The 24032-nt window shown below is 50.9% G+C and carries 20 protein-coding genes; 13 read left to right on the forward strand and 7 right to left on the reverse strand.

The window, feature by feature from the left end; all coding sequences use genetic code 11:
* Positions 1–130: 130 nt before the first annotated feature.
* Both ACYU87_RS15045 and prmA read right to left on the reverse strand, forming a co-directional pair.
* On the reverse strand, positions 131–5233 hold the full coding sequence (locus ACYU87_RS15045) for a hypothetical protein (protein ID WP_461134884.1): 5103 nt from the start codon (positions 5231–5233) through the stop codon (positions 131–133).
* A 49-nt stretch (positions 5234–5282) separates the two neighbouring features.
* Entirely contained in the window at positions 5283–6140 is an 858-nt protein-coding gene (prmA, locus tag ACYU87_RS15050) for a 50S ribosomal protein L11 methyltransferase (protein ID WP_461134885.1), read from the reverse strand.
* A 133-nt stretch (positions 6141–6273) separates the two neighbouring features.
* Here prmA and ACYU87_RS15055 point away from each other — a divergent pair, with 133 nt between their 5' ends.
* From ACYU87_RS15055 to ACYU87_RS15085, 7 genes are all read left to right on the forward strand, one after another.
* Positions 6274–6840, forward strand: a complete 567-nt coding sequence (locus ACYU87_RS15055; RefSeq protein WP_461134886.1) for an RNA polymerase sigma factor — start codon at positions 6274–6276, stop codon at positions 6838–6840.
* Complete coding sequence (locus ACYU87_RS15060) at positions 6837–7457, forward strand: hypothetical protein (RefSeq protein WP_461134887.1); 621 nt, start codon at positions 6837–6839, stop codon at positions 7455–7457. Before ACYU87_RS15055 ends, ACYU87_RS15060 begins: the two co-directional genes overlap by 4 nt.
* Positions 7454–8368 (forward strand): DUF4097 family beta strand repeat-containing protein, encoded by a 915-nt coding sequence (locus ACYU87_RS15065; RefSeq protein ID WP_461134888.1) that lies wholly within the window; start codon positions 7454–7456, stop codon positions 8366–8368. The genes ACYU87_RS15060 and ACYU87_RS15065 overlap by 4 nt, the downstream gene beginning before the upstream one ends.
* Before the next feature lie 17 nt (positions 8369–8385).
* Positions 8386–9696, forward strand: coding sequence for a hypothetical protein (locus ACYU87_RS15070; protein WP_461134889.1), 1311 nt, complete (start codon positions 8386–8388; stop codon positions 9694–9696).
* 6 nt (positions 9697–9702) lie between these two features.
* On the forward strand, positions 9703–10869 hold the full coding sequence (locus ACYU87_RS15075) for a porin family protein (protein WP_461134890.1): 1167 nt from the start codon (positions 9703–9705) through the stop codon (positions 10867–10869).
* Positions 10870–10952: 83 nt separating this feature from the next.
* Entirely contained in the window at positions 10953–11753 is an 801-nt protein-coding gene (locus ACYU87_RS15080) for a cysteine hydrolase family protein (RefSeq protein ID WP_461134891.1), read from the forward strand.
* A 49-nt stretch (positions 11754–11802) separates the two neighbouring features.
* A complete protein-coding gene (locus tag ACYU87_RS15085) occupies positions 11803–12432 on the forward strand; it encodes an LON peptidase substrate-binding domain-containing protein (protein ID WP_461134892.1) in 630 nt (209 codons plus the stop codon).
* Positions 12433–12521: 89 nt separating this feature from the next.
* Here the strand turns inward: ACYU87_RS15085 and ACYU87_RS15090 are convergent, their stop codons facing one another.
* The gene (locus tag ACYU87_RS15090) at positions 12522–13673 is read right to left on the reverse strand and encodes an AI-2E family transporter (RefSeq protein ID WP_461134893.1); all 1152 of its coding nucleotides are present in this window, start codon (positions 13671–13673) and stop codon (positions 12522–12524) included.
* Positions 13674–13960: 287 nt separating this feature from the next.
* On the opposite strand from ACYU87_RS15090, the gene ACYU87_RS15095 reads away from it, so the two are divergent.
* Entirely contained in the window at positions 13961–14668 is a 708-nt protein-coding gene (locus ACYU87_RS15095) for a response regulator transcription factor (protein WP_046578271.1), read from the forward strand.
* Between the two features lie 94 nt (positions 14669–14762).
* On the forward strand, positions 14763–15797 hold the full coding sequence (locus ACYU87_RS15100; RefSeq protein ID WP_461134894.1) for a sensor histidine kinase: 1035 nt from the start codon (positions 14763–14765) through the stop codon (positions 15795–15797).
* A gap of 58 nt (positions 15798–15855) precedes the next feature.
* Here ACYU87_RS15100 and ACYU87_RS15105 read toward each other — a convergent pair whose 3' ends face one another.
* On the reverse strand, positions 15856–17142 hold the full coding sequence (locus ACYU87_RS15105) for an aspartyl protease family protein (RefSeq protein ID WP_461134895.1): 1287 nt from the start codon (positions 17140–17142) through the stop codon (positions 15856–15858).
* Positions 17143–17378: 236 nt separating this feature from the next.
* On the opposite strand from ACYU87_RS15105, the gene tpiA reads away from it, so the two are divergent.
* Together tpiA and ACYU87_RS15115 are read left to right on the forward strand one after the other, a co-directional pair.
* Entirely contained in the window at positions 17379–18143 is a 765-nt protein-coding gene (gene tpiA / locus ACYU87_RS15110; protein ID WP_461134896.1) for a triose-phosphate isomerase, read from the forward strand.
* An 87-nt stretch (positions 18144–18230) separates the two neighbouring features.
* Entirely contained in the window at positions 18231–18746 is a 516-nt protein-coding gene (locus ACYU87_RS15115; RefSeq protein ID WP_461134897.1) for a cupin domain-containing protein, read from the forward strand.
* Here ACYU87_RS15115 and ACYU87_RS15120 read toward each other — a convergent pair.
* The 3 genes from ACYU87_RS15120 to ACYU87_RS15130 all read right to left on the reverse strand — a co-directional run bounded on the left by ACYU87_RS15120 (position 18717) and on the right by ACYU87_RS15130 (position 21040).
* Positions 18717–19772, reverse strand: a complete 1056-nt coding sequence (locus tag ACYU87_RS15120) for a hypothetical protein (protein WP_461134898.1) — start codon at positions 19770–19772, stop codon at positions 18717–18719. The two genes, ACYU87_RS15115 and ACYU87_RS15120, sit on opposite strands and share 30 nt — an antisense overlap.
* Complete coding sequence (locus ACYU87_RS15125; protein ID WP_461134899.1) at positions 19756–20379, reverse strand: hypothetical protein; 624 nt, start codon at positions 20377–20379, stop codon at positions 19756–19758. The genes ACYU87_RS15120 and ACYU87_RS15125 overlap by 17 nt, the downstream gene beginning before the upstream one ends.
* Positions 20380–20467: 88 nt before the next feature.
* Entirely contained in the window at positions 20468–21040 is a 573-nt protein-coding gene (locus tag ACYU87_RS15130) for an RNA polymerase sigma factor (RefSeq protein WP_461134989.1), read from the reverse strand.
* Positions 21041–21232: 192 nt separating this feature from the next.
* Between ACYU87_RS15130 and ACYU87_RS15135 the strand changes: the two genes are divergently transcribed.
* Positions 21233–21643: a hypothetical protein gene (locus ACYU87_RS15135; protein ID WP_461134900.1), complete on the forward strand. Its 411-nt coding sequence runs from the start codon at positions 21233–21235 to the stop codon at positions 21641–21643.
* Positions 21644–21722: 79 nt separating this feature from the next.
* Positions 21723–24014 (forward strand): ATP-dependent helicase, encoded by a 2292-nt coding sequence (locus ACYU87_RS15140; protein ID WP_461134901.1) that lies wholly within the window; start codon positions 21723–21725, stop codon positions 24012–24014.
* Positions 24015–24032 lie beyond the last annotated feature (18 nt).

Consider the following 24032-nt stretch of genomic DNA (forward strand, 5'->3'; position numbering starts at 1 on the left):
AGTCGTGCTAGTTACAGGTTCTCTCCAACCGGGCAATGTTGGAAAAATGTCGAGTGAAGTTCAGGTGAAGTCAGTTTCTTAAAACTGACTTCACTATGACTATCAGTCCACGTTGACAAATAAACAGAAATTAAAATCCTTCCTTCTCCGCTTCTTTGTCTTTTTTCTTCTCGTCTTTCTTCTTCTCTTCCTTCACGACTTTCTGGCCCGGCTGTGGTTTAGGCTTGGGAGCTGCTTTGGCTTTCGTCTTGTACTGGTCCAGATACCGATCAACAAAGAGCGCTTTCTCGTCAACCGTTGCCGCAACAACTTCGAGTGTTGCCTTCGACGAGTTTTTCGACCCGGCCAATAAGCGATCGTTGATGTCCTGCTCGGAGGTTATGATGGCCAGTTGCCCGAGAGCGGATGGCGTACTACCCGGTTTGTAATCATAGAACACCCACGCATCCGGCGACGCTTCCAGATAAATGCTTGTTTCGTCGCCGTTGGCTCCTTTCCGAATTTCGATGAAGCCATCCATCTGGGCATTTATGTCCGTCGCCATCATGTTCGATACGCCCAACCGACCTGTACTGTAAAAAGCATTGTACTTCGTAGACCAGCGCAGGTTAGCATTTGCCAGCACCAGCATGGCGTTCAACTTCGGCGAGGCCAGGTTGAGCGGAGCGTGCTGATTCTGCGCCTTGATCCGGTAGGCATCCACCGCCTGCTGGCCAATCAGCGGCAGTAACTTATCCGACAGTCGATTCAGATCATCGTCGGCGGCTTCGTCATTTTTTTCCTCCTGATTGGCCTTAACCAGTTTATCGGAGATGAGGCTATTGATCGGATCGGGAACCGGAAAAGCAAACGCCATCAACGTATTGAACCGGTATTGACTGCTATCGATATTTACCCGCGCCGAGCCCGATGCCAGCAGGTACTCATTCGGGGCGGCATTCAGCAGATTCATTTTCCCCTTGAACGTCATGAGCCCGCGGGAGTCGTTGAACGTGAACGCATTTTCAACCTCGTCATCAACCGAGGCCAGGACAGGATCGGTTTTTGTACTGTCCGCTTTCGTACTATCCGTTTTCACCGCCCCTGCTGTCATACTATCCGGCGCGCTGGTTACGGGTTCTGCAGCCGTGAGGTCGCTACCTTTCGAGGCAATCCGGTATACTTTATCTTTTTCGTCGTAACGCATAATGCCCGTTGCGCTGAACAGATCGTCGTCTTTCGAGTCTTCTTTCGGCGACAGGAACGTTGGGTACAGCCCAGCGCCCCCCAGCCGGAAATGGATACCGGCCACCAACGGCTGTCCACCTTCGTTCTTCAGATTTTTATCCACCTTGATCTCCAGCCGTTCCTCCACTTTCTCTTTGAACGGAATCCAGCCCGCAACCAGATCCTGCCGTTTTTTCAGCGCCGGTTTAATGAAGCCATCCATGGCAAGGTCGGGGGCCGGGGCCTGCATCACAATGGCCCCTTTAAAGAGCATTTTTGGTGCTAATTGCAGGTTATCGTCTTCATCAACTTCAGCGCGGGCAACGGTAAAATAGGTCCTTGCAGCAGTTGCCTTTGCACTGCCCCGTCTACCTTTAGTCGCTTTTTTCGTATCGGCGGTTAGGGTGGCAGCGGCTACGGCGGGGGCTTCTTTTAGTTCGAAGCTTCCCATCTTGATACTGGCGGTGTCGCCTTTAGCCGTTGCGAACTGATAGGTGGCATCGCCCGCAAAACGGGTACGCGACAAGATCTGAATGTTCCCGTTTTTTAGCCGGTGAAACAGACTGATCGTATCCAGTTCGAGCCGGGCGTTTTTCAGGGGTAGCATCTCCCCGTTCCGGCGGATCGTTAGCTGGCCTTTCTCGGGAAAAATCCGGGCATCAGCCGAAGTAACGTAGGGAACACCACTAATATTGAGCACCCGTTTTTCTACATCGTACAAGGCTGCCGACCCATTAAACGTCAGCTTTTCCTGCTCTTCGGCTGTAGCGGTAAAGGTTGATGTTTTCACATCGCCGAGCGTCGGCCCGGCCTTCATCGCAATCGTTTTGGCGTTGATGTTCCAAACCGCCCGGTTGATACTGGTCTTGTAGGCCGCAAACGGAAATTCCATGCTGGCGCTCACGGTGTCATCGAGGCTTTCTTTTTTGTTGATCGCCAGCCCGACGATGCCTTTCATCTGGTTGAAATCAACGTCAATGCCGTTACCCAGCAGAATAGGTTTGCCAATGGGACTGCCCGGTGTTTCTTTATCCGCTATTATTTTGAACTGGGCGTTCGTGGCAATAAACCCTTCCTTATTGAATTTAATGCTTCCCGATATAGCTTCCGAATCTTTCCGCCGTAAGATTCCATTACCAAATAAACCCGACGAGCGCAGGGCCAGGCCACCTTCGAGATTGGTCGTGGCGTTGTAGAAGTTAAAATTATTTTTCTGCGTCGTAATAACCATGCTATCCGCTTTGGGCCACCATTTCAGGCTATAGTTATTGAGCTGAACCTGTGGAAAATAGCCCTTCCCAATGACGCCTTCCTTAATTTCACCTTTCTCCCCCGAAGCCAGCAGCGAATCAGTCATGAACAGCATATCCTTGGTGTTCAGGCTGGCGGTCAGGTGGTTCAGGACGCCCTCGGCCCGTAGTCCGCTTTTGTCCATGGTCAACTCACCCGCAAACTTAACCGTCGACGGGGTAGACCCTTTTTTGCTGCTGTACACGGGGTAGCCCGTTGCGGGTGCTTTGTGCACGAAGCCAAGAGTATTATCCGGCATCGTTTTGAGCTCGGCTTTAAACGGCGGGAAAATACCGTCGGAATGGAACGTTCCGATAAACGAAATATCCCCTTTGCCCAGACTGTCGTTGTCGATAGCCGGAATCTTGAAGTAGACTTTCTGATTGTACAGAATGTTACCCCGGATGGGCTGATTAAAATAAACCGTCATGCCTTCGGGCATAACCAGGCGCTGGGTTGTTTTCTTACCCGCAATTCGACCCGATTTATTGTCGGCACTACCCAAATAGACCGTTCCGGGATTCTCGTACTTAATATCGCCCCCAATTTCACCTTCTTTTCCCTGAGCCGCCAGTTTTTGCGACGAGAACGTGATTGAGTCGATTTTATTCATGGTCATCCCAAACTTGTCGTAATCAAATTTGAGGTCGCGGCCCGCATACCGGAGGTTACCCGCTTTGAGCTGGCCATTCAGGGTAAAAGCCCGGCCCTTGCCAACCCGTAAGGTTTTGTCGGAGGGGAAACCCACAATTTTCAACGAATCGGACAGAACAAACCGCTCAACGCCCCGAATGGTCAGCAGTTTATCATCGAGATTGATCGTGGCATTTTTGGTACTATCGTTCGAGGCAAACAGCGACTGTACCTGAAAATTGTCATAATCCCGCTTCTGAGTGTAAGCCAGCACATACAGATATCCTTTCCGGCTCAATCGCATCAGGGACGTGTTGGGGTCACGGTCGATGTACCCTTCCAGCACCATGCGGTTGAGGGAACCCCGCAGTGATCTGGCATTCACGTTCTTCGCAAACTGAATAATGTCTTCGTCCAGAAATGTCTGCTGCTTTTTGGTTGAGATGTAGTTTGCCACAATTTGCAGCGGATGGAACCCATAGTCAACGGTCAGATCGGCGTAGCGCTGGGGCTGGAAATAATCATACGATTCGAAACGCACAGGTACTTCACGCTTGGCACCAACCTGATAAAAGTCAACTTTCCGACGGGGCAGATCCCAGCGCACCACTTCGGGCAGAATGTAAAATTTGTGGTACGAATCGGCGTAGGGCACCCGGGCATAATCCGTCCGTTGTTCGCGGTCGAGCCAGGCGATACGCCGATTTTTGTCATACCGCAACATCACCGATGGGTGCGAGATCGAGTCGGTATCGATGTAGCCAACAAACGAGGCCGAAGCCGCCGAGATCAACGATCGCGCACTGGCCCCGGTTGCTTTGGTGGGTTCGGGCATTGTGTTGAAACCGGATTGAGCCAGGCCCGCCTGAGTTGAATCGGGTCGTAAGGCTCCGGCACTGTTACTGACGAATCGGGTCGTGTCGCTTACGCCAAACTCGAACCGACGGCTGCTGGCTTTGAAGGCTGGCTTGCCGTTGTATTTCACAATGATCTGAGCGGGCTGGCCACTGGCCGAAGCACCCACCATTTGCGTACCCGATAAAGCCAGACCACCGCGATACTCCAGATCTGGTCCTAAATCAGGCAATTTCACATCATTTTGCCATGACATAAAGCGGGGGTAAGTGACAGGAGCCCCTTTTTTCCTGCTGACGTACTCAAAAACACCTTTCACGGGCTTACTGGTACCGTATGTCAGCGTTACGTCATCAGCCTGAAGGCGCGGGGTCATGACCGGCATCGCGTAATCATTCAGCGTTACAAAAATATCCGGCCGACCCGCCGTTGCCCAGGTAAACGTACCGCCCTTCCCCACGAGCATCCCTTCTTTGAGCATCAGATCACCACTGGTATTGGCCAAAACAGCCGAATCTCCGTTGGCCCGGATAGCCAGCGAAACATTGTTTAGGCTAAGCACAACACCCGACACGGCTGGCATTGGCCGACGCTGTGGAACATATTGAGGACCAAGCGGGCGGGGCAGCGTCGAATCCGTTGACGCGGGCGTGTCCCAGCCATCGAATCGGGAACGTTCAATGGATGCTTTGACCGCAGCCAGCGAATCGGCGGGCGTTTGAACGGCTCCCGGCTGCGTGGGTTGCACACCCTCTACATACCGAAACTGATAAGTGCCGCCTACTGCATAGAGTTTGTTGTACGTACTGGCATACAGTTCGCGCCGTTCCATAAACCGCCGGGCGGTTTCCAGACTACGGGCAAATATCTTCGGATCATTGGCCTCAAATAGCTTCTCGGCTATCGTCAGAACACCATCCACGGTGGCAGATCCGGCCTGTGGCGCATTGGCAGCCAGGTAAAGCGACTCATAAAAAGGCACAAAATGCGTGGCCGCCGGAAGCCGCTTCTGGTTCAATTTCCGGCTTAGAGCCATCACACGCTCCTGTTGTGCTGCCGATAACTTATTCTCCGACCAGAGTGATTGCAAATCGGTACCGGCCCGAACGGCCGCGGGTCCACCCGTTGCCATCAGCTTTTGCACCTCGGCCATAAACTGGTCGGGTTTATCGGAAAGCCGAACCGCCTGACCGAAGGCGGTAGTCAGGGTCAGGAGCGTTACGATCAGACTGTACTGTATGCGATTCATAGCTAGTCGATAGCTGACAGAAAATACGTTCGTTTGCTCCGTATAGCTGTCAACGTTTGTAAAATGATAAAGACGTCCATTGATTTTTTGTCAGCCGATTGGTCATAACCAGCCCAGCTTCAGCGGCTTTCTGGTCAATATCGGCGGCATCATTTTCATAAAAGCCGCTGACAACCAGATACCCGTTTTCCGTTAACAGATTGGTGTAGGTAGGAATTTCGGCCAGCAATACGTTCCGGTTAATATTGGCCAGTATAATCGCATACTGATTGTTCGGGTCAACATCGGCAATAGTACCCATCAATACCTCGACCTGCGGACAATCGTTTAGTTCAGCATTTTCGCGGGCGTTCTCGACGGCCCATTCCTCAATGTCGAACGCTAGCACGTTACGTGCTCCCATCTTGGCCGCCAGAATCGCCAGAATACCCGTTCCACTGCCTACGTCAAGTACGGATTTGCCCACAAAATCGAGGCCAAGTTGCTGTTCCAGCATCATAGCTGTCGTTTCATGATGGCCTGTACCAAATGACATTTTGGGGTCAATAACAATATCGTATTGAAATGGACCCGAGCCATCGCTACCGTCCGACGGATGAAAGGACGCCCGTACCCGCACGGATGCGTCCGGCCCGATACCCACTTCAATTGGCTCGTAACTACGTTCCCATTCGGCATTCCAGTTCCTCTTTTCTAACGAATTGACTTCATAGGCTATTGCTGTCTGACCGGCGTATTTAGCGATCAATTCCTGGACTGCCTGCTCACTAAAATCGGGCTCGATAATGTAGGCGTTCAGACCCTCGTCAGTTTCCACAAAGGACTCATACCCAAGTTCTGCCAGCTCGGCGGTAAGTATATCGGTGTAATCGGGCGACAGGCGCAATTGGAGTTCGCTATAGTTCATCCCTCAAAGTAACGAAAAAGGGATAAGCTCTTCGGTTTACAAGCTATTATCTGCCGATGTTCCACTTATTTTTAGCCGATTTCCAACCATTCATCCGTTTCATTGCCCTTTATGCGACACAGCCATAAACTCAATGTTCCGCTTGGCAACTCCACCCGATAACGATGCCCAGAATCCGGTCTGGATCGAGAAAGCTCTGGTTGACCGCTGCCAGTTGGCAGACCAGCCAGTTGTACAGCGAGCGGCTCAGCGGCAACTCTTTGAGCGCTATAAACGGGCGATGTTTTCGACAGCCTATCGTATTCTCAACGATTACGATCATGCCAACGATGCCTTACAGGATGCCTTTGTCGATGTCTTTCGCAGTCTGGATCAGTTTACGTTTCGCTCCACATTAGGCGCCTGGATCAAAGCCATCGTTGTTCGGCGGGCTATTCGGAAGCAGCAACTCGAAGGCCGCTTTCTCTCCCTCGACGAAACATTGCACGATCAGCCAGCGCCCTTCCGGGACTCGCTTACGGGAGCCGAACTGGACACGGCCATCCGAACATTGCCCGAAGGTGCCCGAACCATTTTTCTGCTGGTTGAGGTGGAGGGCTATGCGCACAAGGAAGTAGCGGTGATGCTCGGCATTTCAGAAGGTACGTCAAAATCGCAGACGAGTTATGCTAAAAAATTATTGAGACAGCGACTTCTATGAACGATTTATTGTCACAACTGCCCGAATACGACCCTCATCCAGATCTCTGGGCGCGAATTGAGGCCGACTTACTGGCCGATGAGCAATTGAGCCGTCGTTTACCTGAACTACCCTTGTATGAGCCCAAAGCTACCTTATGGAATGCTATTGAGGAAAACCTAGACAATGAGCCCGCAGCAAAGGTTCGGCCACTCTGGAACAACAGCAGCAACCAGGCACGATGGACAAGGTTTGCCGCTGCGGCTGTTGTCGTTCTTACTGGCAGCTGGCTTCTGCTACAACCCGAAGCAGCAGACGATGTACGGATAGAATATACGGTTGAACAAACCGACACAGTATCCCGCAAAGAAACAATGCCCCCTGCTGACGAGTCGCTGGCCGATAATCGGGCCGAGGAATTTATTAATCGCCAGTGCGCCGAGCAACAGCTGATTTGCCAGCGGCCTGACGTGCATGAACTCCGCAATCAGCTGGCCAGCCTGACGGTCGAGCAACAACGCATTGAGCGTGAGCAGCAGATTTTCGGCAACGACCCGGACTTGATTCGGGCACAGGTCAAGGTTGAGAACCAGCGGGCCGAAATAACCAAAGAACTCATTACTCTCCTGCGCTCATGAGACATCCGTTCGTACAGGCAAAATTGCTGTTTATGCTGCTTTTTATGCCGTCGTTTGGTTTCGCTCAAGTACCGGTTCAAGTTGTCACGAAGGTAATTGAGAAGGAATTTACGTACACTGAAGGCCAGCGTCTTCGTCTGGCCGCGCAAAAGGCCGATGTGATCGTAAAAGGCTGGAGCCGCTCGTCGGTTTCCGTCAGGCTACGACTTGTTGCCAGGCACTCCGACCGAGCTACGGCCGAACGTGAACTGAACGTTCATCAATATGTAGCCGAGGTTCAGAATGGGCAGATTGAGTTGTCGAACCGCTTCGTTATTCCACCGCGCGCCGGCAAACTACAAAGTCAGCTCAAGGCAGTTTATGAAATCAGTTTGCCCGCCCGTATGCTACTGACACTCACCAATTCGTTTGGCGACATTCATGTAAGCGACGTAGCCGGTGATGTCTCCCTGACGTTTGAATTTGGCAAACTTACCCTCGAGGATATCGGCGGCAAACTGGCCGTAACGTCAACCTACGGCGATATTGATGGACGTAACCTCAATGCATCACTAACCCTGAAGGCAGAAAAAGCGGACATAACCTTGCGCGACCTGGGGGGAACGGTTACGCTACAAAGTCGCTACGGCAAACTAACTGTTTTACCTGCCACAACCTTACACGACCTGAAAATAGAAGCGGCCCGTACGGAAATTCTGGTCACCACGAAGCGCATCGTAGACTTTAGATTCGACGTCATCTCCGCCTTTGCCGACATCCGGGTGCCGGACGGGCTGACCGATCAACTCAGCAAATACAATGGCAAACAGGTATTCAGCTACCAGCCTGCCGGTCGGAAACCCGAAATCACTATCCTGAACAGCTACACCCCCGTAATCATCCAGGGCGAAAAACCACTGGTCGATCGATGACCCTCACGTCTACTGCTATGAAAACTCAGCTCACCAAATTACCGGTCTGGGGCCTGATAATGGGCTTGTCTACTGGAATCGTTTCAGCACAGGAATGGTCATTTGGACCAAAAGCGTACCTGGGTCTCAGTCAACGTCGAAGCGTAGGCGATCAGGTACGGATCAACTCGACGCTGGTATCAGCCACGAACGATGGCGATGCGGTGGGTGGTTCGGTTGGGGCGTTTGCCCGGTATGACCGATTGCGCTGGTATCTGCAGGCCGAAGCAACCAGGGGTAGCTATTCGCTCGCCAATGCAGTCGTCAGCAATTCAGGAGGAGGTTTTCCAACGTACCCCAAAGCGTTCCGAACGGATATCCGGCTGATTGCCGGGGCCAGACTATTACCCTGGCTACGGCTGAGCGCTGGCCTAACGGGAGCCGCTAGCCGCTGGAAAATGATCGATTATGCCAATGATATCCGGCGGTTTCAGGAATACATCCAGAAGAATCCGTTTCAGCAGGAGTTCTATGGTCGTCAGATTGAGCAATACCAGATTGCCGATGCCATTCAGACCAGCTACAAAAAAGTCAATTTCGAAGGCCAGTTGGGTGCTGGCGCGGATATTGGCGGGCTAACCCTCGACCTGATCTACGCGCATAGCCTCACGCCGGTGGTTGATGGCATCACCGTTCAAAACCAGACATACGCCCATCGGCAACAGTACGGCTATTGGTCGCTGGGAATAGGGTATAAACTCTTCCCGTTAAAGCAACACGTGCTGGCTCCCCGAAAGAATAAAGCCTACGAACGCCTAAAACAGGATATTCCCTTCTACCGAAACGAGGTGCATGTATCGGCTGGTCTTCTGGGCGAAGATCTCGGAAGCCAGCTACTATACGAAAATCGATATACGCGTTACCTCAGTCGGCGGGTTGGGCTGATGGGTGGCCTGACCTTTTCCCACCGTTTTACGGGCACCAACGATCAGCCCGGTGGGCCGCAGCTGTCCAATCAGCTTTCGTTACTAACAGGTATTCGCTTGTTACCGCTCTACAGTCGTCGACATACCATCGGATTTACGGCGGGGCCGCTTCTGGCTTATACCGATGAGCTACAGGCGAGTTCATCCAGCACAACGTCGGCAAATGGTCAGGTTACCCACTACTTAACCCTCAATCGTAATGCGGCTAAAAGTGTCCTGACAACAGGGTGGCACGGTAGCCTCGACTATCAGTTTGCTTTCACCGATCGCCTGATTGCTGGCCCGTGGCTTCGGCTACTTGGGCAATCGTTTCTTACTCCTGACTATGCCAGTCTTGGTATTCAAACCGGTTATCGATTTTAAAGCCTTATGAAAACTACTTTATTTTTCATCTTACTGCTTGGTAGCAGAGTGCTGGCTCAATTACCCAATCAGCACCGATTTGAATTTGAAGCGGGCGTTTCGGCGCTTCGTCTACCAACACCGTACCGCACAGGCTGGCATCTTCGTCAGCAATTCACGGGTTACTTGCGGCCAAAGCTGGGTGTTGCCGTGGGTATCGGCTGGAGCGCGTCAGCCAATAACGATCCACTCAACACCATCGATCCGGCCGCTCCCTCACAGCCAGACCCGGCTCAGCTCCCGGCCTTCTATAAACGCCAGGACCTTATGACCGACGTTTCGGTCGTTGCCTTACCCGTTTTTACCAAACGGCAGCAGGTAAAAATTCAGGTTGGCTTTTCTGTTTATCGTCGGCGCGAAATAGGGATTGAGCGTATCGTCCGGGAAAACCCGGCGAGCCCAACCTATAGTGCGATAGACCAATTTACCGACACACGCCGGATAGTGCCTATGGCAGCTCTGAGTTATGACTATCGGCTCTCGTCACGGTGGGGTATTGGTCTGAATGGCACAGCGTATTTCACCGGTAACGGCCAGCCAACGACAACCGTAGGCTTGCGGGGTACCTATCGCCTGGGCCTCTCAGCCGACTCACTTGGCATAAAACCCTTACCCTGGCATGATCTGCGGGTGGGCGTCCGGCTTGGGGCCAGTCTGGTGAGCCAAAATAGCACGGGACCAGGCGGACGTTACCGGGTACGCGGTGTAGGCGGACTATGGGCCGAGTTGCCTTTGTCGCTGACGTGGGTCGTTCGGGGCGAGTTAAACTACGCACAGCGCGGCTACCGATCTGTCGAAGTATCGACCGGTAGTGTACGGTATTCGTCAAGTTTCTCGAACCTCAACTACCTTGAACTTCCCCTCCTGTTCCGGCATGAGGTAGCCTACCGATGGCATTTGTATACGGGTCCCTATCTGGCGTTTTTTCTAAATGGCTACAGCGAGACAGAGGGTATCCGAAATCCGCCGGTCCGGCCCAATACCATCAGTGGCCTGATGGTTGGTGCCTCATTTGCGGTAACCGAGCGCCTATCGGCTGACGCACGCTATCAGCGCGATCTTATTCAGATTTCCAGTACGCCTTATGGTGGTTTTCATTCGCTTCAGCTAACCATGGGCTGGGCATTTCGTTGAGATACGAACATGAGCGACCAAGTTTAGTATCCAACGCTTAATTTGCGGGTAATTTTTTTTGCCGACAAGGTAAGCGTCATACTATGAAGACTGCTTTTTTGATTATTGATACTCAGTTTGATTTCTGCCACCCGGACGGGGCTTTGTTTGTGCCGGGGGCGGAACAGGATGTGGAACGGATGGCGGACCTGATTCGAAAACACGCCCACCAGATTGACCACATCGTGGTTACGCTCGATACACACCATGTGCTGGACATTGCCCACCCCTTGTTCTGGCGTGATGCAACGGGAAAACACCCGGACCCATTTACCCAGATTACGGCGGCTGATGTGGATGCTGGTCGTTGGATACCCCGTTTTTCGGCAGACAAAGCCCGTTCCTACATCCATGCCCTCGAAGCCGATGGGCAGTTCTCACATCTTATCTGGCCGGAGCATTGTCTGGTCGGCTCCCGGGGCGCGGCCTTGCACGATACAATACTCGTTGCCATCCGGGAATGGTCGCAACAGCGGGATCTTGATTACGTAGCGGTGCAAAAAGGACTGTATCCATTGACCGAACACTTTGGCATTTTTCGGGCGCAGGTACCCGATCCGGCAGTTCCCGAAACGCAGCTCGACACAGCCCTGATTGCAGACTTATCCCGTTTCGATACAGTATATTTAATGGGTGAGGCCAAATCGCACTGCGTAGCCAATAGTATCAGGCAACTCCTGGATGTGGCCCCCGAACTGGTGGCTAAAGTCGTCGTCGTAGCAGATTGCATGTCGGATGTAGCAGGCTTGGGTTATCTGGCCGATTCAATTTATGCCGAAGCACAAGCAAGACAAATACGTTTTGCCAACGCTAACACTATTTTTTCTGATCAGCCATCGCTTTAAGAGTCAGTCAGGAGGCTATTTTAACAAAAACCTGTATCTTTTCAGTTCTATGGAAAAGACGCTTTCGCTGTTCCCGCTTAATCTGGTTGTTTATCCCGGTGAGGATTTAAACCTGCATATTTTCGAACCACGCTATCGCCAACTTATCGACGAATGCCTGGAGGAAGAAAAGACCTTTGGCATACCTACCTTTCTAAACAACAAGCTGCCCGGTTATGGTACGGAGATGCACGTAACAACGCTGCACAAACGCTACCCTGATGGTCGAATGGATATTAAGTCGAAAGGACTGGGGGCTTTTCGGCTGGTGAATTTCGAAAATCCGTTGTCTGGCAAACTCTACGCTGGTGGCGAGGTGGAACTGATTGAACCGGGGGATAGCTTCAGTGCTCACTCCTCGGCTTTGATTGAGCGGCTGGAGCGGCTCTATAATCTGATGCAAATGGAACCGGATTTTAGCCTCTCCACCGAAACCATTTCCTACCGGGTGGCACACAAGGTCGGTTTATCCATTGAACAGGAATACGAGCTTTTAACGCTAGAAACCGAAGCCGAACGGCAACTTTTTCTGATTCAGCACCTCAACAATGTGCTGCCCGTATTGTCGGACATGGAACGTACCAAGCAACGTATTCAGATGAACGGTCATTTCAAAAACCTCGATCCGCTGAATTTTTAGTTATCAAAGAGCGAAAGACTGAATGAGTGAAAGAGCGAAAAGGGCTGCTTTGTCTTTTTCGCTCTTTCACTCATTCAGTCTTTCGCTCTTTAATTTTTCTCCTCAACCTTCCCGACTTTCCTGGCTCGTTTGGGCAGTTGTTCGGCAAATTCCTGGAAGTTCTTGATGGGCGGACGCGGTTTCTCCGCTTCACCGATCAGAAATCCGTAGGGCTTGAGGGCGTCTACCGAGTCGAATACAACCTTGATGATCGCCGTCATGGGTAAGGCAAGCACAAGGCCGGGCAAACCCCATACATTCTCCCACAAGATCAGAACAACGATAGCTGCCAGCGGATTAATGCTGACTTTTGAGCCGACGATGTAAGGCGTGATGAAATTACCTTCCAGCGTTTGCACGAACAGAAAAACGCCAATAACGCCCAACGCCTTAACCGGATTATCTTGTGTGACAAGCGTATAAGCGGCCGGCAGCAACGACCCCAGCGAGATACCGAAGTACGGAATCAGCACCAGGCAGGCCCCGAAGAAACCAAAAAATACGGCATAATCGACGCCCAGAATAAGAAGCCCGACGGTCATTAAGGTACCAATGATGAGGATGACGAGCACCAGACCCGCCAGGTAATCTTTAACCACCTCGTAAATTCTACTCATTACATCGTCAATCTTCGACCGACGCGTATCTTCGAACACTTTGTAGAAAAAAGAGCGAAAGAAATCGCGGTAGAGCAGGAAAAAGAAGGCAAATAGCAGAATCAGAAAGAGATTTGTGATGATGCTGGTGGTGGCCAACAATGTTGTTGTCAGGATGGTGCCGCCTTCGGCAAGAGCCTGATTCAGGTATTTCTGAATCTCAGATACCTGTCGTTGCCGATCAATATTGAGCTTCTCATCGGCAAACGTCCGTAGGCTGTTTACGTAATCCGTACCTTTTTCAACGAACTTCGGAATAACTTCCGAAAAGTTACTGATCTGGATCGAGATGCCCCAGAACAAAGCGGTTAACACGCCTAGCGTCAGCACCAGACACAGAACGATGGCCAGTACCCTTGGCACGCGCCAGTTTTCGAGCCGGTTGGCCAGCGGAAACAAAAGAACCGCAAACAGGATGGCAAAAACCAGAGGTATCAGCAGCCCGTGCAGTATGTGCAGACCATAAACGATAACGACCAATGACAACAGTACGCAGACAATTTTTGCGTAGGCAGGGAGTTCAATTTCCCGGGAACGGATATTCATAACGGAGGCAGAAAAAAGCGCAGATTTTAGTCGTTAATTTTGATCGGTGGACTGTTGTAACCAACCCGTAATTTTCGTCTTTGTTCAATAGAATCAGCGTTCTTTTCAGAAATTAACAAACTCGTTTTCAACGGTTAGTTGCCAAAATATACCGGTTTAAGGTGTTAAGTTTTTGTTAAGGATGCATTCCTGATCCATAACGTTGTGGATAAGCCCCGTAACTTCGGGCTACCGATTACTCGGTGACCTAGCAACAAGGTGAACCATTCTTATCAAACCAGTTCTGTATGAGTGCTGCCAAGGCTGCTCAACCTCTGCACCGCGTTTTAGTCGTTGACGATGACGCTGACATTGTGGAGATGCTCGAATACAATCTAGACAAGGAGGGCTACGATGTCCGTACCGCAACCGATGGCCGGAAAGCCGTTGAAATTGCCAAGACATACATGCCTGAATTAGTTCTGCTCGACATAATGATGCCCCATATGGATGGCATTGAAGCCGGACGGCAACTACGTAACATACCCGAGTTGCGCCAGACGTTCATTCTGTATTTGACCGCCCGCTCCGAAGAATACTCCGAAGTGGCGGCTTTCGATGTGGGCGCCGATGACTACATTACCAAGCCCATTAAGCCGCGCGCGCTGATGAGCCGTATCAATGCCCTGTTCCGGCGCGAAGCGCAGAAAGCCGATCCCGGCGAACAGATTGCCATTGCCGACCTGCTGATCAACCGAAAAAACTATTCTGTCAGTCAGAACGATAAGTCGGTTATTTTGCCCAAGAAAGAGTTCGAGCTGTTGTTTTTCCTGGCCCAGCATCCCAACAAAGTGTGTAGTCGGGAGGAGTTACTGCAAAAAATCTGGGGGGCAGATATCTACGTCCTCGAACGCACGGTAGACGTTCATATCCGCAAACTCCGCGAAAAGATCGGGGATACCCACATTCGCACCTTAAAGGGCGTTGGGTACATGTTCACCGACCAGCCTGAATGATTGAATTATTGAATGAGCGAATGATTGAATTACTATCAGGAGCCTATTTGTTCATTCAGGCATTCAATCATTCGCTCATTCAATAACTCAATAGATGTCCCTGAGTCCCCGCTTAATTGCGCTTTTACTGGCCTGCCTGATCTCAGCTTTAACGCTGGCATTTCTGACGTTTGTCGAGGGCGTTACCAGCACCATGCTCTTCGTGGTAGGCATCTCATCGTTTGTCATCTCGTTTTTTCTGGTCTTTTACGCCATCGAACTTCTCGTGTTTCGGGAAGTGAATAAGATGTACAAGACCATTCACAAATTGAAAATTCGCGATTTCAATATCTCCCGGAAATCAATCGTCAAGAACACGAATCCGTTCAAGAAGCTGAACGACGAGATTTTTGTGTACGTCGCCCGGAAGCAGAAGGAAATTGATGAACTGAAACGGCTGGAGCTGTTTCGACGGGAATTTCTGGCCGACGTATCGCATGAGCTGAAGACGCCGATCTTTGCCGCCCAGGGCTTCATTCATACCCTTATTGACGGGGCGGTGGATGATGAAAAAGTACGGGATAAATTTCTGGCAAAAGCCGCCCGAAGCCTGGACGGTCTCGATGCGCTGGTAAAAGACCTGGTTGCTCTGTCGCAGCTGGAAACCGGGGAGGTGCGTATGAATTTTGAGCGGGTCGACCTGACGCACATTACGCAGGATATCTTTGAGCAGCTGGAAACAATTGCTCACGCTAAACAGACGTCATTTCAGTTGAAAAGTGCTCATATTGGTCCCGTTTGGGTGAAAGCCGATGCACAGCGTATTACTCAGGTCATGACTAACCTGATCGAGAACGCAGTAAAGTACGGCAACGAGAACGGACGCGTGCAGGTAAATTTTGAAGACGATAAAAAATCAGTCCTTGTGTCCATTCGCGACGATGGTCCGGGTATTCCTCCCGAGCATTTGAGCCGCATCTTCGAACGTTTTTACCGGGTTGAAAAAAGTCGCTCCAAAGACCGGGGGGGCACGGGTCTGGGTTTAGCCATCGTCAAGCATATTCTGAATGCACACAAAGCCAAAATTTCGGTAATGAGCAAAGTTGATCGGGGCACCACGTTCCGGTTCAAGCTGGAACGGATGGATTGATGTAGTGCTATGAGCCGGCATTCGGTTAGACTGTTGGAATGCAAACCACTGCGCCATGTCAAATTAACCTTTTTAGCACAAAGCTTGTCACAATGATCTGGCTGTTGCGCCGAACCAGTATGGAAATTTCCTTGCCTTCTCCCTTCTGAAGTATTTTGTAGATATCACTCACCGTCAGGTCATTGCAGGAACTATTGTTGACGAACAAGACTTCGTCGCCTTCCAGTAAACCAGCCAGATCGGCGGGGGAGCCCGTCACAACTTTATCGACGTAGTAATTGCGGAATCGTTCCCCTTTGGCGCGTAACTCCATGCCGCTCATGTCGTGCTCGAATGTTTCTTTCAGGAGCCGCCGAATTGGCTTCATGACAATGTAACGGTCCGGGTAATTGAACGTAACGTTGAACCGACGCAGTAGCTCACAGCCCACATTCCCCTGCCGCTCGGGCATATCGACCAGTTTCATACCGAATCCGAGGCTATCCGGAAACGATGCCAGAATATTGTCCAGTTCGTAGCGCCCGAACCGAACCTTCTGAATACGACCCATTACCCCATTGATCACCCCGTTGAGCCCCCGCCCTAGCTGCGCCCGTACGCTTTTTACAGGCATGGGCATCGACGCTGTGCTCCGCGAGCGATCAAGCAAGAGCGCATGGCCGGCACCAGTGTCCAGCACAACCCGCAACGGCAGACTCTTTTCGCCATCGAATACCGACAGCGCGTCGGTGTACGCTTTTGTATCCTGAATAGTGATCGGATACCGGTCGCCCTTGCGCTTTTTGTAGCTGTATTTCTCCGGCTTCGTAAGGGTTATTTCATGCCGTTGAAAATCGACGTTCACAACGAAATTAGCGAAGATCTCATAACCAAAAATGCCATGCACGGGGGTCCCCACGTACTCCGATAGCCGTAAAATATCTTCATCCAACAGAACCAGATTATGGTGCGATGCCCGCAGGCCACCCATTATCAAGGTATTATCGATCGCAATAGAAGCGGTCAGACTTCCCCCCTCTCCCGCTCCACTGATTTTGACCTTGCGAGTTAGGGTAAGTGGCTTTTTACGAAACGCGCGGGGATCCGTAATGATGGTATTGCTAACGCCCGTATCCAGAATGAACCGGAGCGTATCCGACCCATTGATGGTCACCGGAACGACAATTAGGTTCGAATGAAGTTGAAAGGGAATCCGCGTCCAGGAGCGGTTATTAGCCAAGAAGAAACCATAACGCTCCCGGTCAGGTGTCCGATCCTTACCCTTGGCGGTCCTGCCCTCCTGATCATCTCCCCGGGCGATAGCATACATGCCTAACAGCCCGATTATCAATGCCAGCGTTTTCATAGAGTAGATTTGTTACATTAAAATTACTCATTTTTTTATCCGAATAACACAATAATTAAAAAGTTAGTTTATGCCCGATTCGGATAGTGGTTTGTCCTTATTGACTGGCAATCAAAATTTAGCGTCTGTGGGGGAAGGTGTTCGACCGAAAAGCCCTAATTTCGCCCGAAAGTACCCACTGAGCGAGATGGCTACTGGGCTTACTAATCTGACTTTGACTTTATTATTAATTAGTTATGCGTAAGAAAATCGTTGCCGGCAACTGGAAAATGAACAAAACCTCCGAAGAAGCAAAAGCGCTGCTATCGGAAGTGATCAATATGGTAAAGGATGAGGTTACGGGCGACGTAGAAGTCGTGCTGTGCCCTCCGGCTTTGTATCTGGCTACTGCCCGGCAATACGTAACGGCTGGCGGTAAGGTTGCGCTGGGCGCCCAGAACTGCCACGAAAAAGCATCAGGTGCATACACCGGCGAAATTTCGGCCCCTATGCTTCAATCCATTGGCGTTGAATACGTTATACTGGGCCACAGCGAACGCCGGCAGTACTTCGATGAAACGAACGCGCAACTGGCTGAAAAAGTAAACATCGCTCTTGAGAATGGGCTGAAGCCAATTTTCTGCTGCGGTGAATCCCGCGATCTGCGCGAAAACGGCGATTTCATTGGGTTCGTAAAAGACCAGATTACCGAAAGTCTGTTTCATCTTTCGCCCGAGTCGTTTGCCAACATCGTTATTGCCTACGAACCGATCTGGGCTATCGGCACCGGCTTAACAGCTTCGTCGGCACAGGCGCAGGATATGCACTTCGAATTACGCCAGCATATTGCCAGCCAGTACGGTGATGTTGTAGCGCAGGACACAACGATTTTGTACGGTGGCAGCGCTAACGCGCAAAACGCCGAAGAACTCTTTGCCCGTCCCGACGTGGATGGTGGCCTGATCGGTGGCGCTTCCCTCAAGTCCCGCGACTTCCTGACTGTGGTGAAAGCCGCGCAGTAATAAAAAAGGTGAAAGAGCGAATGAGTGAACGAGCGAAATGTTCAGCCATTCTCTTCGCTCTTTCACTCATTTGCTCTTTCGCTACAGATGACAGCCGCTTACTACGTTGAGACGTTTGCCATGCAGCCCCATCCCGAGGGCGGCTATTTTGCCGAAACATACCGGTCTGCCGAGCGAATTCCGAAAGCGGGGTTGCCTGAGCGGTTCACCGAAGCGCGTTCGTTTAGCACAGCGATTTATTTCCTGCTCGAACGCCAGCATATGTCTGCACTGCACCGGATCGCATCCGACGAGGTCTGGCATTTTTACGCGGGCGGCTCTCTGGAAATTTTTGTCATCACACCAACTGGCGAGTTAACCGTTATCCGCCTGGGTAACAACCCGGAACAGGGCGACGTATTTCAGGCCGTTGTGCCAGCAGGCTGCTGGTTTGGCTCGAAGCCAGCACCTGGTACAGACTTCTCTCTGGTGGGCTGTACCGTATCGCCCGGCTTTGACTTTGCCGATTTTGAGATGGCCCGCCAGGAGAATCTCCTGCGAGAATTTCCTCAGCACAGGGAGATAATCGAGGCCCTAACGGAAGCTCACATTCCCAAATTTTGACACCACCCGCACTTTGGTGCCAGAGCCGCTTCCTACTTTACCAACGTACTGCTTGGTAAGCCGTGGCCCACGGTGATTGTCATTGTCGCTAGGCTGCGACGTGAAGTGCATCGCCGAACCTGATCCGTAATTGAAGTTGCCGTAACTTACGGTCACATCGAAATCACAGTCATTGTCCCCATCCAGGGGTAAGCCGATAGACGAATAGGCAGCCTGAATGATTAGATTCTCCGCCGTTTTGGGCAACTGATCAATCCGGAAGCCGCTCGAAAATTCAATTTTGATTTTACCAGATTCGCGTAGCGTACCTATTTTAGCCCCCGAGTAGTTGATGTCGGCGTCTAATTTACCGACGTTTCCAATATTCATTTTGCCGAACTTATTGCTCAGTACCAGTACATTGGCCCGTGAGAGTTCGAGGTCGCCATACGCCATATCGACCTTGCCCTGCCCAAAGTTGCCGATGTCCGCTTTACCATATGCTACATCAATATCGTTTTGACGACTGGTGAGGTCATCGGCACTGAAATTTCCATAGCGACTATAGACCGTCAGTGGGGCCTGAAACGCCGGAATACTTGTGTTCCCGAACTTGTTCCGCACGCTTAGCGCATTTTGCCGGGGCATCGTTACCTCATAGTTGATCTTAACGAAGTTCCGTTCGCCACCATCTTTCCATTTGCCAAGACTCCAGTTTGAGACGCTGTTCTGGCTAAAGTTTGTCCGAATTGTAATCTGATTACCCGTTCGTTTTTCTTCAATCGAAACGGCGTCAATAAATTTCTGGACGCGCTCGTCAGAATCTGAATTAGCAATGATTGTAATCTGAACACGGATTTCGTTTTTATCCCATAAGCCCACCGATACCTGACCAAACTGATTATCAATCAGCAGGTTGTCACTACTGGTCACATCGAACAGTTTGATGATGGTCTTCTTTTTTTCGATGGTACTCAGCCCCAGAGGCTCCTCGGCCCAGGTGAGCATTGGCAGCAGGCACAGCAATAGACTACACAGGATTTTCATGAGTTTGTTGTTTAATGCGCTGGATAACGCGCAGCTGTTCATTGAGCAGGTTAATCTGGAGTTGCAAATTCTGGATCATGGCCTGAATAAGCACTGCCTGATTCGGGTTTTGCGGCAAATCGGCTTTGAGTGATTTATACGACTTTTCGAGCCGCACAAGGTCGGTCGCAAACTCCTGGTAAAGCGCCGGATTGTCTTCCGTCATCTGTTTCAGTTCAGCCCGTTTATCGTCGATCAACCGGGTGTACTGCACCACTTCTTTGGCGTACATTGGGCTGGCAGCCACTATATCAGGTTGGTGCGTAACGCCATACTGCTGGTTCATGTACATAAAAGCACCCGCCAGCACGAGTACGGCAATGGATGCCGCCACACGCCAATCGAGCGAAGGCCAGCCAATTTGACGCCCGATCGCCCTCGACCCTTTTCCCGCCGTTGACAGGTTTTGATCCGGATTTTTATAAATGTCAAGAAATGGCGCTTCCCGACCCTGTTGCTGCTGATCCAGACTACTTTCGAGTCGTTGCCACAAACTATTAGGTGGCTCTTTGTCGTCAAAGGCTTCGCGGTTATCCCGGACGAAGCGTTCAAGATTGTCCTTTTTCATGTTAGGTTTGTCGAATCAGCTAATTGACTCGTCGTTCGTATTTGTTCGTTGTACGCTTCACTTGATTAACGGCTCGTACCCGGCCGCTTTACAATAATTCCAGCAATCGTTTTTTACCCCGCAGGTACTGCGTTCGAGACGTAGTCTCACTAATTTTCAACACATTCCCGATCTCTTCGTGGTCATACCCCTCAAATAAATACAGCGATAACACCACCCGATATCCTTCGGGCAACTTCTGCATGGCCTGCCGAACCCGTTCAACTTCCAACAGAGTGCCCTCTTCATCGCGGGAATCTGTATCCGCGAAGTCAAGTCCGTCGTCTTCACCCAGTCGGTGCGACTCAATGTCTACCAGCTCCAACCGTCTACTACGCAGATGGTTAATAGCCCGATGCACCACAATCTGTTTTAACCACGCCCCAAACGTACTTTGCCCCCGAAACGAGTTAATGTGGCTGAAGGCATCCATAAACGCTTCCTGCAAGACATCTTCCGCTTCGGCCTCATGATTTAAAATCCGCAGACAGACATTATACATGGCCTTAACGTACTGTTGGTACAGGTCATACTGGGCTCGTCGCTCACCTTGCTGGCAGCGTTTAACGAGGTCGGCATGACGGTCCGGGTAGGGCGGCCCCACGTTTCGGTTCGGTTCCAAAAGGCTCAGCGTCTTCGGGGTAATGTAGTTTGTTAACGACAGAAAGAGGCTGGAAAATGGAGAACGTTGCACAATAATTCAGAAATTTTAAGCGTTTTCGTCTGTCCTCTATTTCTGAGCTGTTTTTCTGTAACTTGGAGAGGACAAATTCGTCCAATGGCTATGTACGAATAACCTTATAACACGCCCTATATGGTGCATGACGATGGCACCAATTCTCCGTTTAGTCATCAGCGTATAATCAGCAAACTAACCGTCGAATTAGGGGTGCTGTATTATCATAAAAAGACGATAAAATTCATCCCATTACCCGAAACGCCGTTGGACGAAGGGCCCGGCTTTCCTGTACCCGATATCATCCTTTTTGATGAAAAAACGGAGCAGACTCGAATCATTATTGAAGTTTGTACGAATCGGGGGATCAATAATGACATAAAAAAAGTCATTCGGCTAATTGAAGACGATGATTACGGCATTCTCGAAGGTTTTGTTTTCAATTACAAAAGCCGCGAGTGGTTCCGCTACCGCAAAGGAGATGGCGGAGTAGCTACGGCTTCATCTTTTTCAGAGGTGATGGGCGTTGATATGGGCCCGATGGTATGAGTATTGCTGATCTTCCTGCCTGCCCCGACTAAATTATTTCGTACTTTTACTTGTTATAGACGGAAGAGAAACGAGCGGAATGGTTGATTATATTTCTGGATTAAATGACCCCCAGCGGGAGGCCGTTATGCACGGCAGCGGCCCGTTAATGATTATAGCCGGGGCTGGTTCGGGGAAAACCCGCGTACTGACCTATCGGATTGCCCACCTGATTGAAACCGGAGTAGACCCGTTCCGTATTCTGTCGCTGACGTTTACCAACAAAGCAGCGGGCGAAATGCGGAATCGGATCGAGAAAGTTGTCGGTACGGAAGCCCGCAACATCTGGATGGGTACATTTCACTCGGTTTTTGCCAAAATTTTACGGATCGAAGCCAAAGCGATTGGCTATACAAGCAACTTTTCGATTTACGACACCGACGACTCAAAGTCGCTGTTGCGTAGCATCGTTAAAGAAATGGGGCTCGATGATAAAGTATATCGCGTTAACGGTGTTTTTGGCCGTATTTCCGGTGCGAAAAACCGGCTCATTGGCCCGGAAGATTACCTGAACAACGCAGTTATTCTGGCCGACGACGAAGCCGCCCGAATGCCGCACATTGGCCGGATTTACAAGCAGTATGCGTTACGGTGTTTCGCGGCTAATGCGATGGACTTCGATGATTTACTGTTCAATACCAATGTATTGTTGCGGGACCATCTGGATATTCTGAACAAATACCAGCACAAGTTTCAGCACGTGATGGTCGACGAGTTTCAGGATACAAACGTCTCTCAGTACCTTATTACCCGTAAGCTGGCGGCTGTCCACCAGAACATCTGTATCGTCGGCGATGATGCGCAAAGCATCTATGCCTTCCGGGGAGCCAACATCGAGAACATTCTTAATTTTCAGCGCGATTACGGCAAGGAAAACGTCAAAATCGTTAAGCTGGAGCAGAATTACCGATCGACCAAAACGATTGTTCAGGCGGCTAATTCCATTATTTCCCGGAACAAAAATCAGCTGGAAAAACACGTTTTCACCGATAATGAAGACGGCACGCTGATCGACGTGATCAAAGCGTCGTCGGATAACGAAGAAGGTCGGCTGGTGGCTTCGTCCATTTTTGAAGCCAAAATGAACGGTTCGCTGGTCAACAACGACTTTGCCATTCTCTACCGAACCAATGCCCAGTCGCGGGCTTTTGAAGAAGCCTTACGCAAAGTGAGCATTAAGTACCGCATCATTGGCGGTCTGTCGTTCTACCAGCGAAAAGAAATCAAGGACTTGATTGCGTACCTGCGTTTCACGGTCAACCAGCAGGACGAAGAAGCGTTCAAGCGAATTATCAACTTACCCAAGCGGGGCATTGGCGACACGACCATTGCCAAGCTTAGCGTAATTGCGGCCGAGAAACAGGACTCGATCTGGGAGATTGTTACCGAGATCACCAAGCACGTGGCCGGTCGGTCGGCGATTGCGATTGAAGGATTTGCCGATCTGATCAAAAGTTTCAAACTGTTGCTCGACCAGAAAGATGCCTTCGAAGTAGCCTCGCACATTGCCAAAGCGTCGGGTTTGCTCAAAGAACTATACGACGATAAGACCGTTGAAGGGCTGGCTCGTTACGAGAACGTACAGGAATTGCTGAATGCAATCAAGGAGTTTGTTGATAACCCGGACAATGAAGAGAAGAGCCTGAGTGCGTTCTTACAGTCCGTGTCGCTGCTCACCACCGCCGATGAAAAAGAGGATGATGGCGATAACGACAAAGTAACCCTGATGACCATTCACGCAGCGAAAGGACTGGAGTTCAAAAACGTACACATCGTTGGGATGGAAGAAGACCTGTTTCCAAGCCAGATGATGCTCGAAAGCCGCAACGACCTGGAAGAGGAACGACGCCTGTTCTACGTAGCCGTTACGCGTGCCGAGAAGCGATTGACCATGTCGTACGCCGAAACCCGCTACCACTATGGTCGCCTTAAGATGTGCGAACCTAGTCGCTTTCTGATGGAGATGGACCAGCAATACCTGAAGATGTCGAAACAGCGGTCGGCACCCAGCCGGATGGACTTTGACCGTCCGGAGCGGGACCGTAGCGAGAACACCTCGACCGGTTCCATGAACTTTGTTCGGTCACTGGCGCAGAAAACGGGCCGTTCGCAGGCACCGCAGCCCCTGGTATCGCACACGCCTTCGGCCGATTTTGCCCCCACCAGCACGGCTGAGCTGGCGGTTGGCCAGCGCGTTGAGCACGCCAAATTTGGTTTTGGCACGGTTAAAGCGGTCGATGTGAATGGAACCGAACGCAAAGCAACCATTGCCTTCGAGAAAGCGGGCGAAAAGGTGCTGCTGCTTAGCTTCGCCAAGCTGCGGGTGGTATAACCAGATCGGTTCATACAA

The sequence above is a fragment of the Spirosoma lituiforme genome (assembly GCF_054776635.1).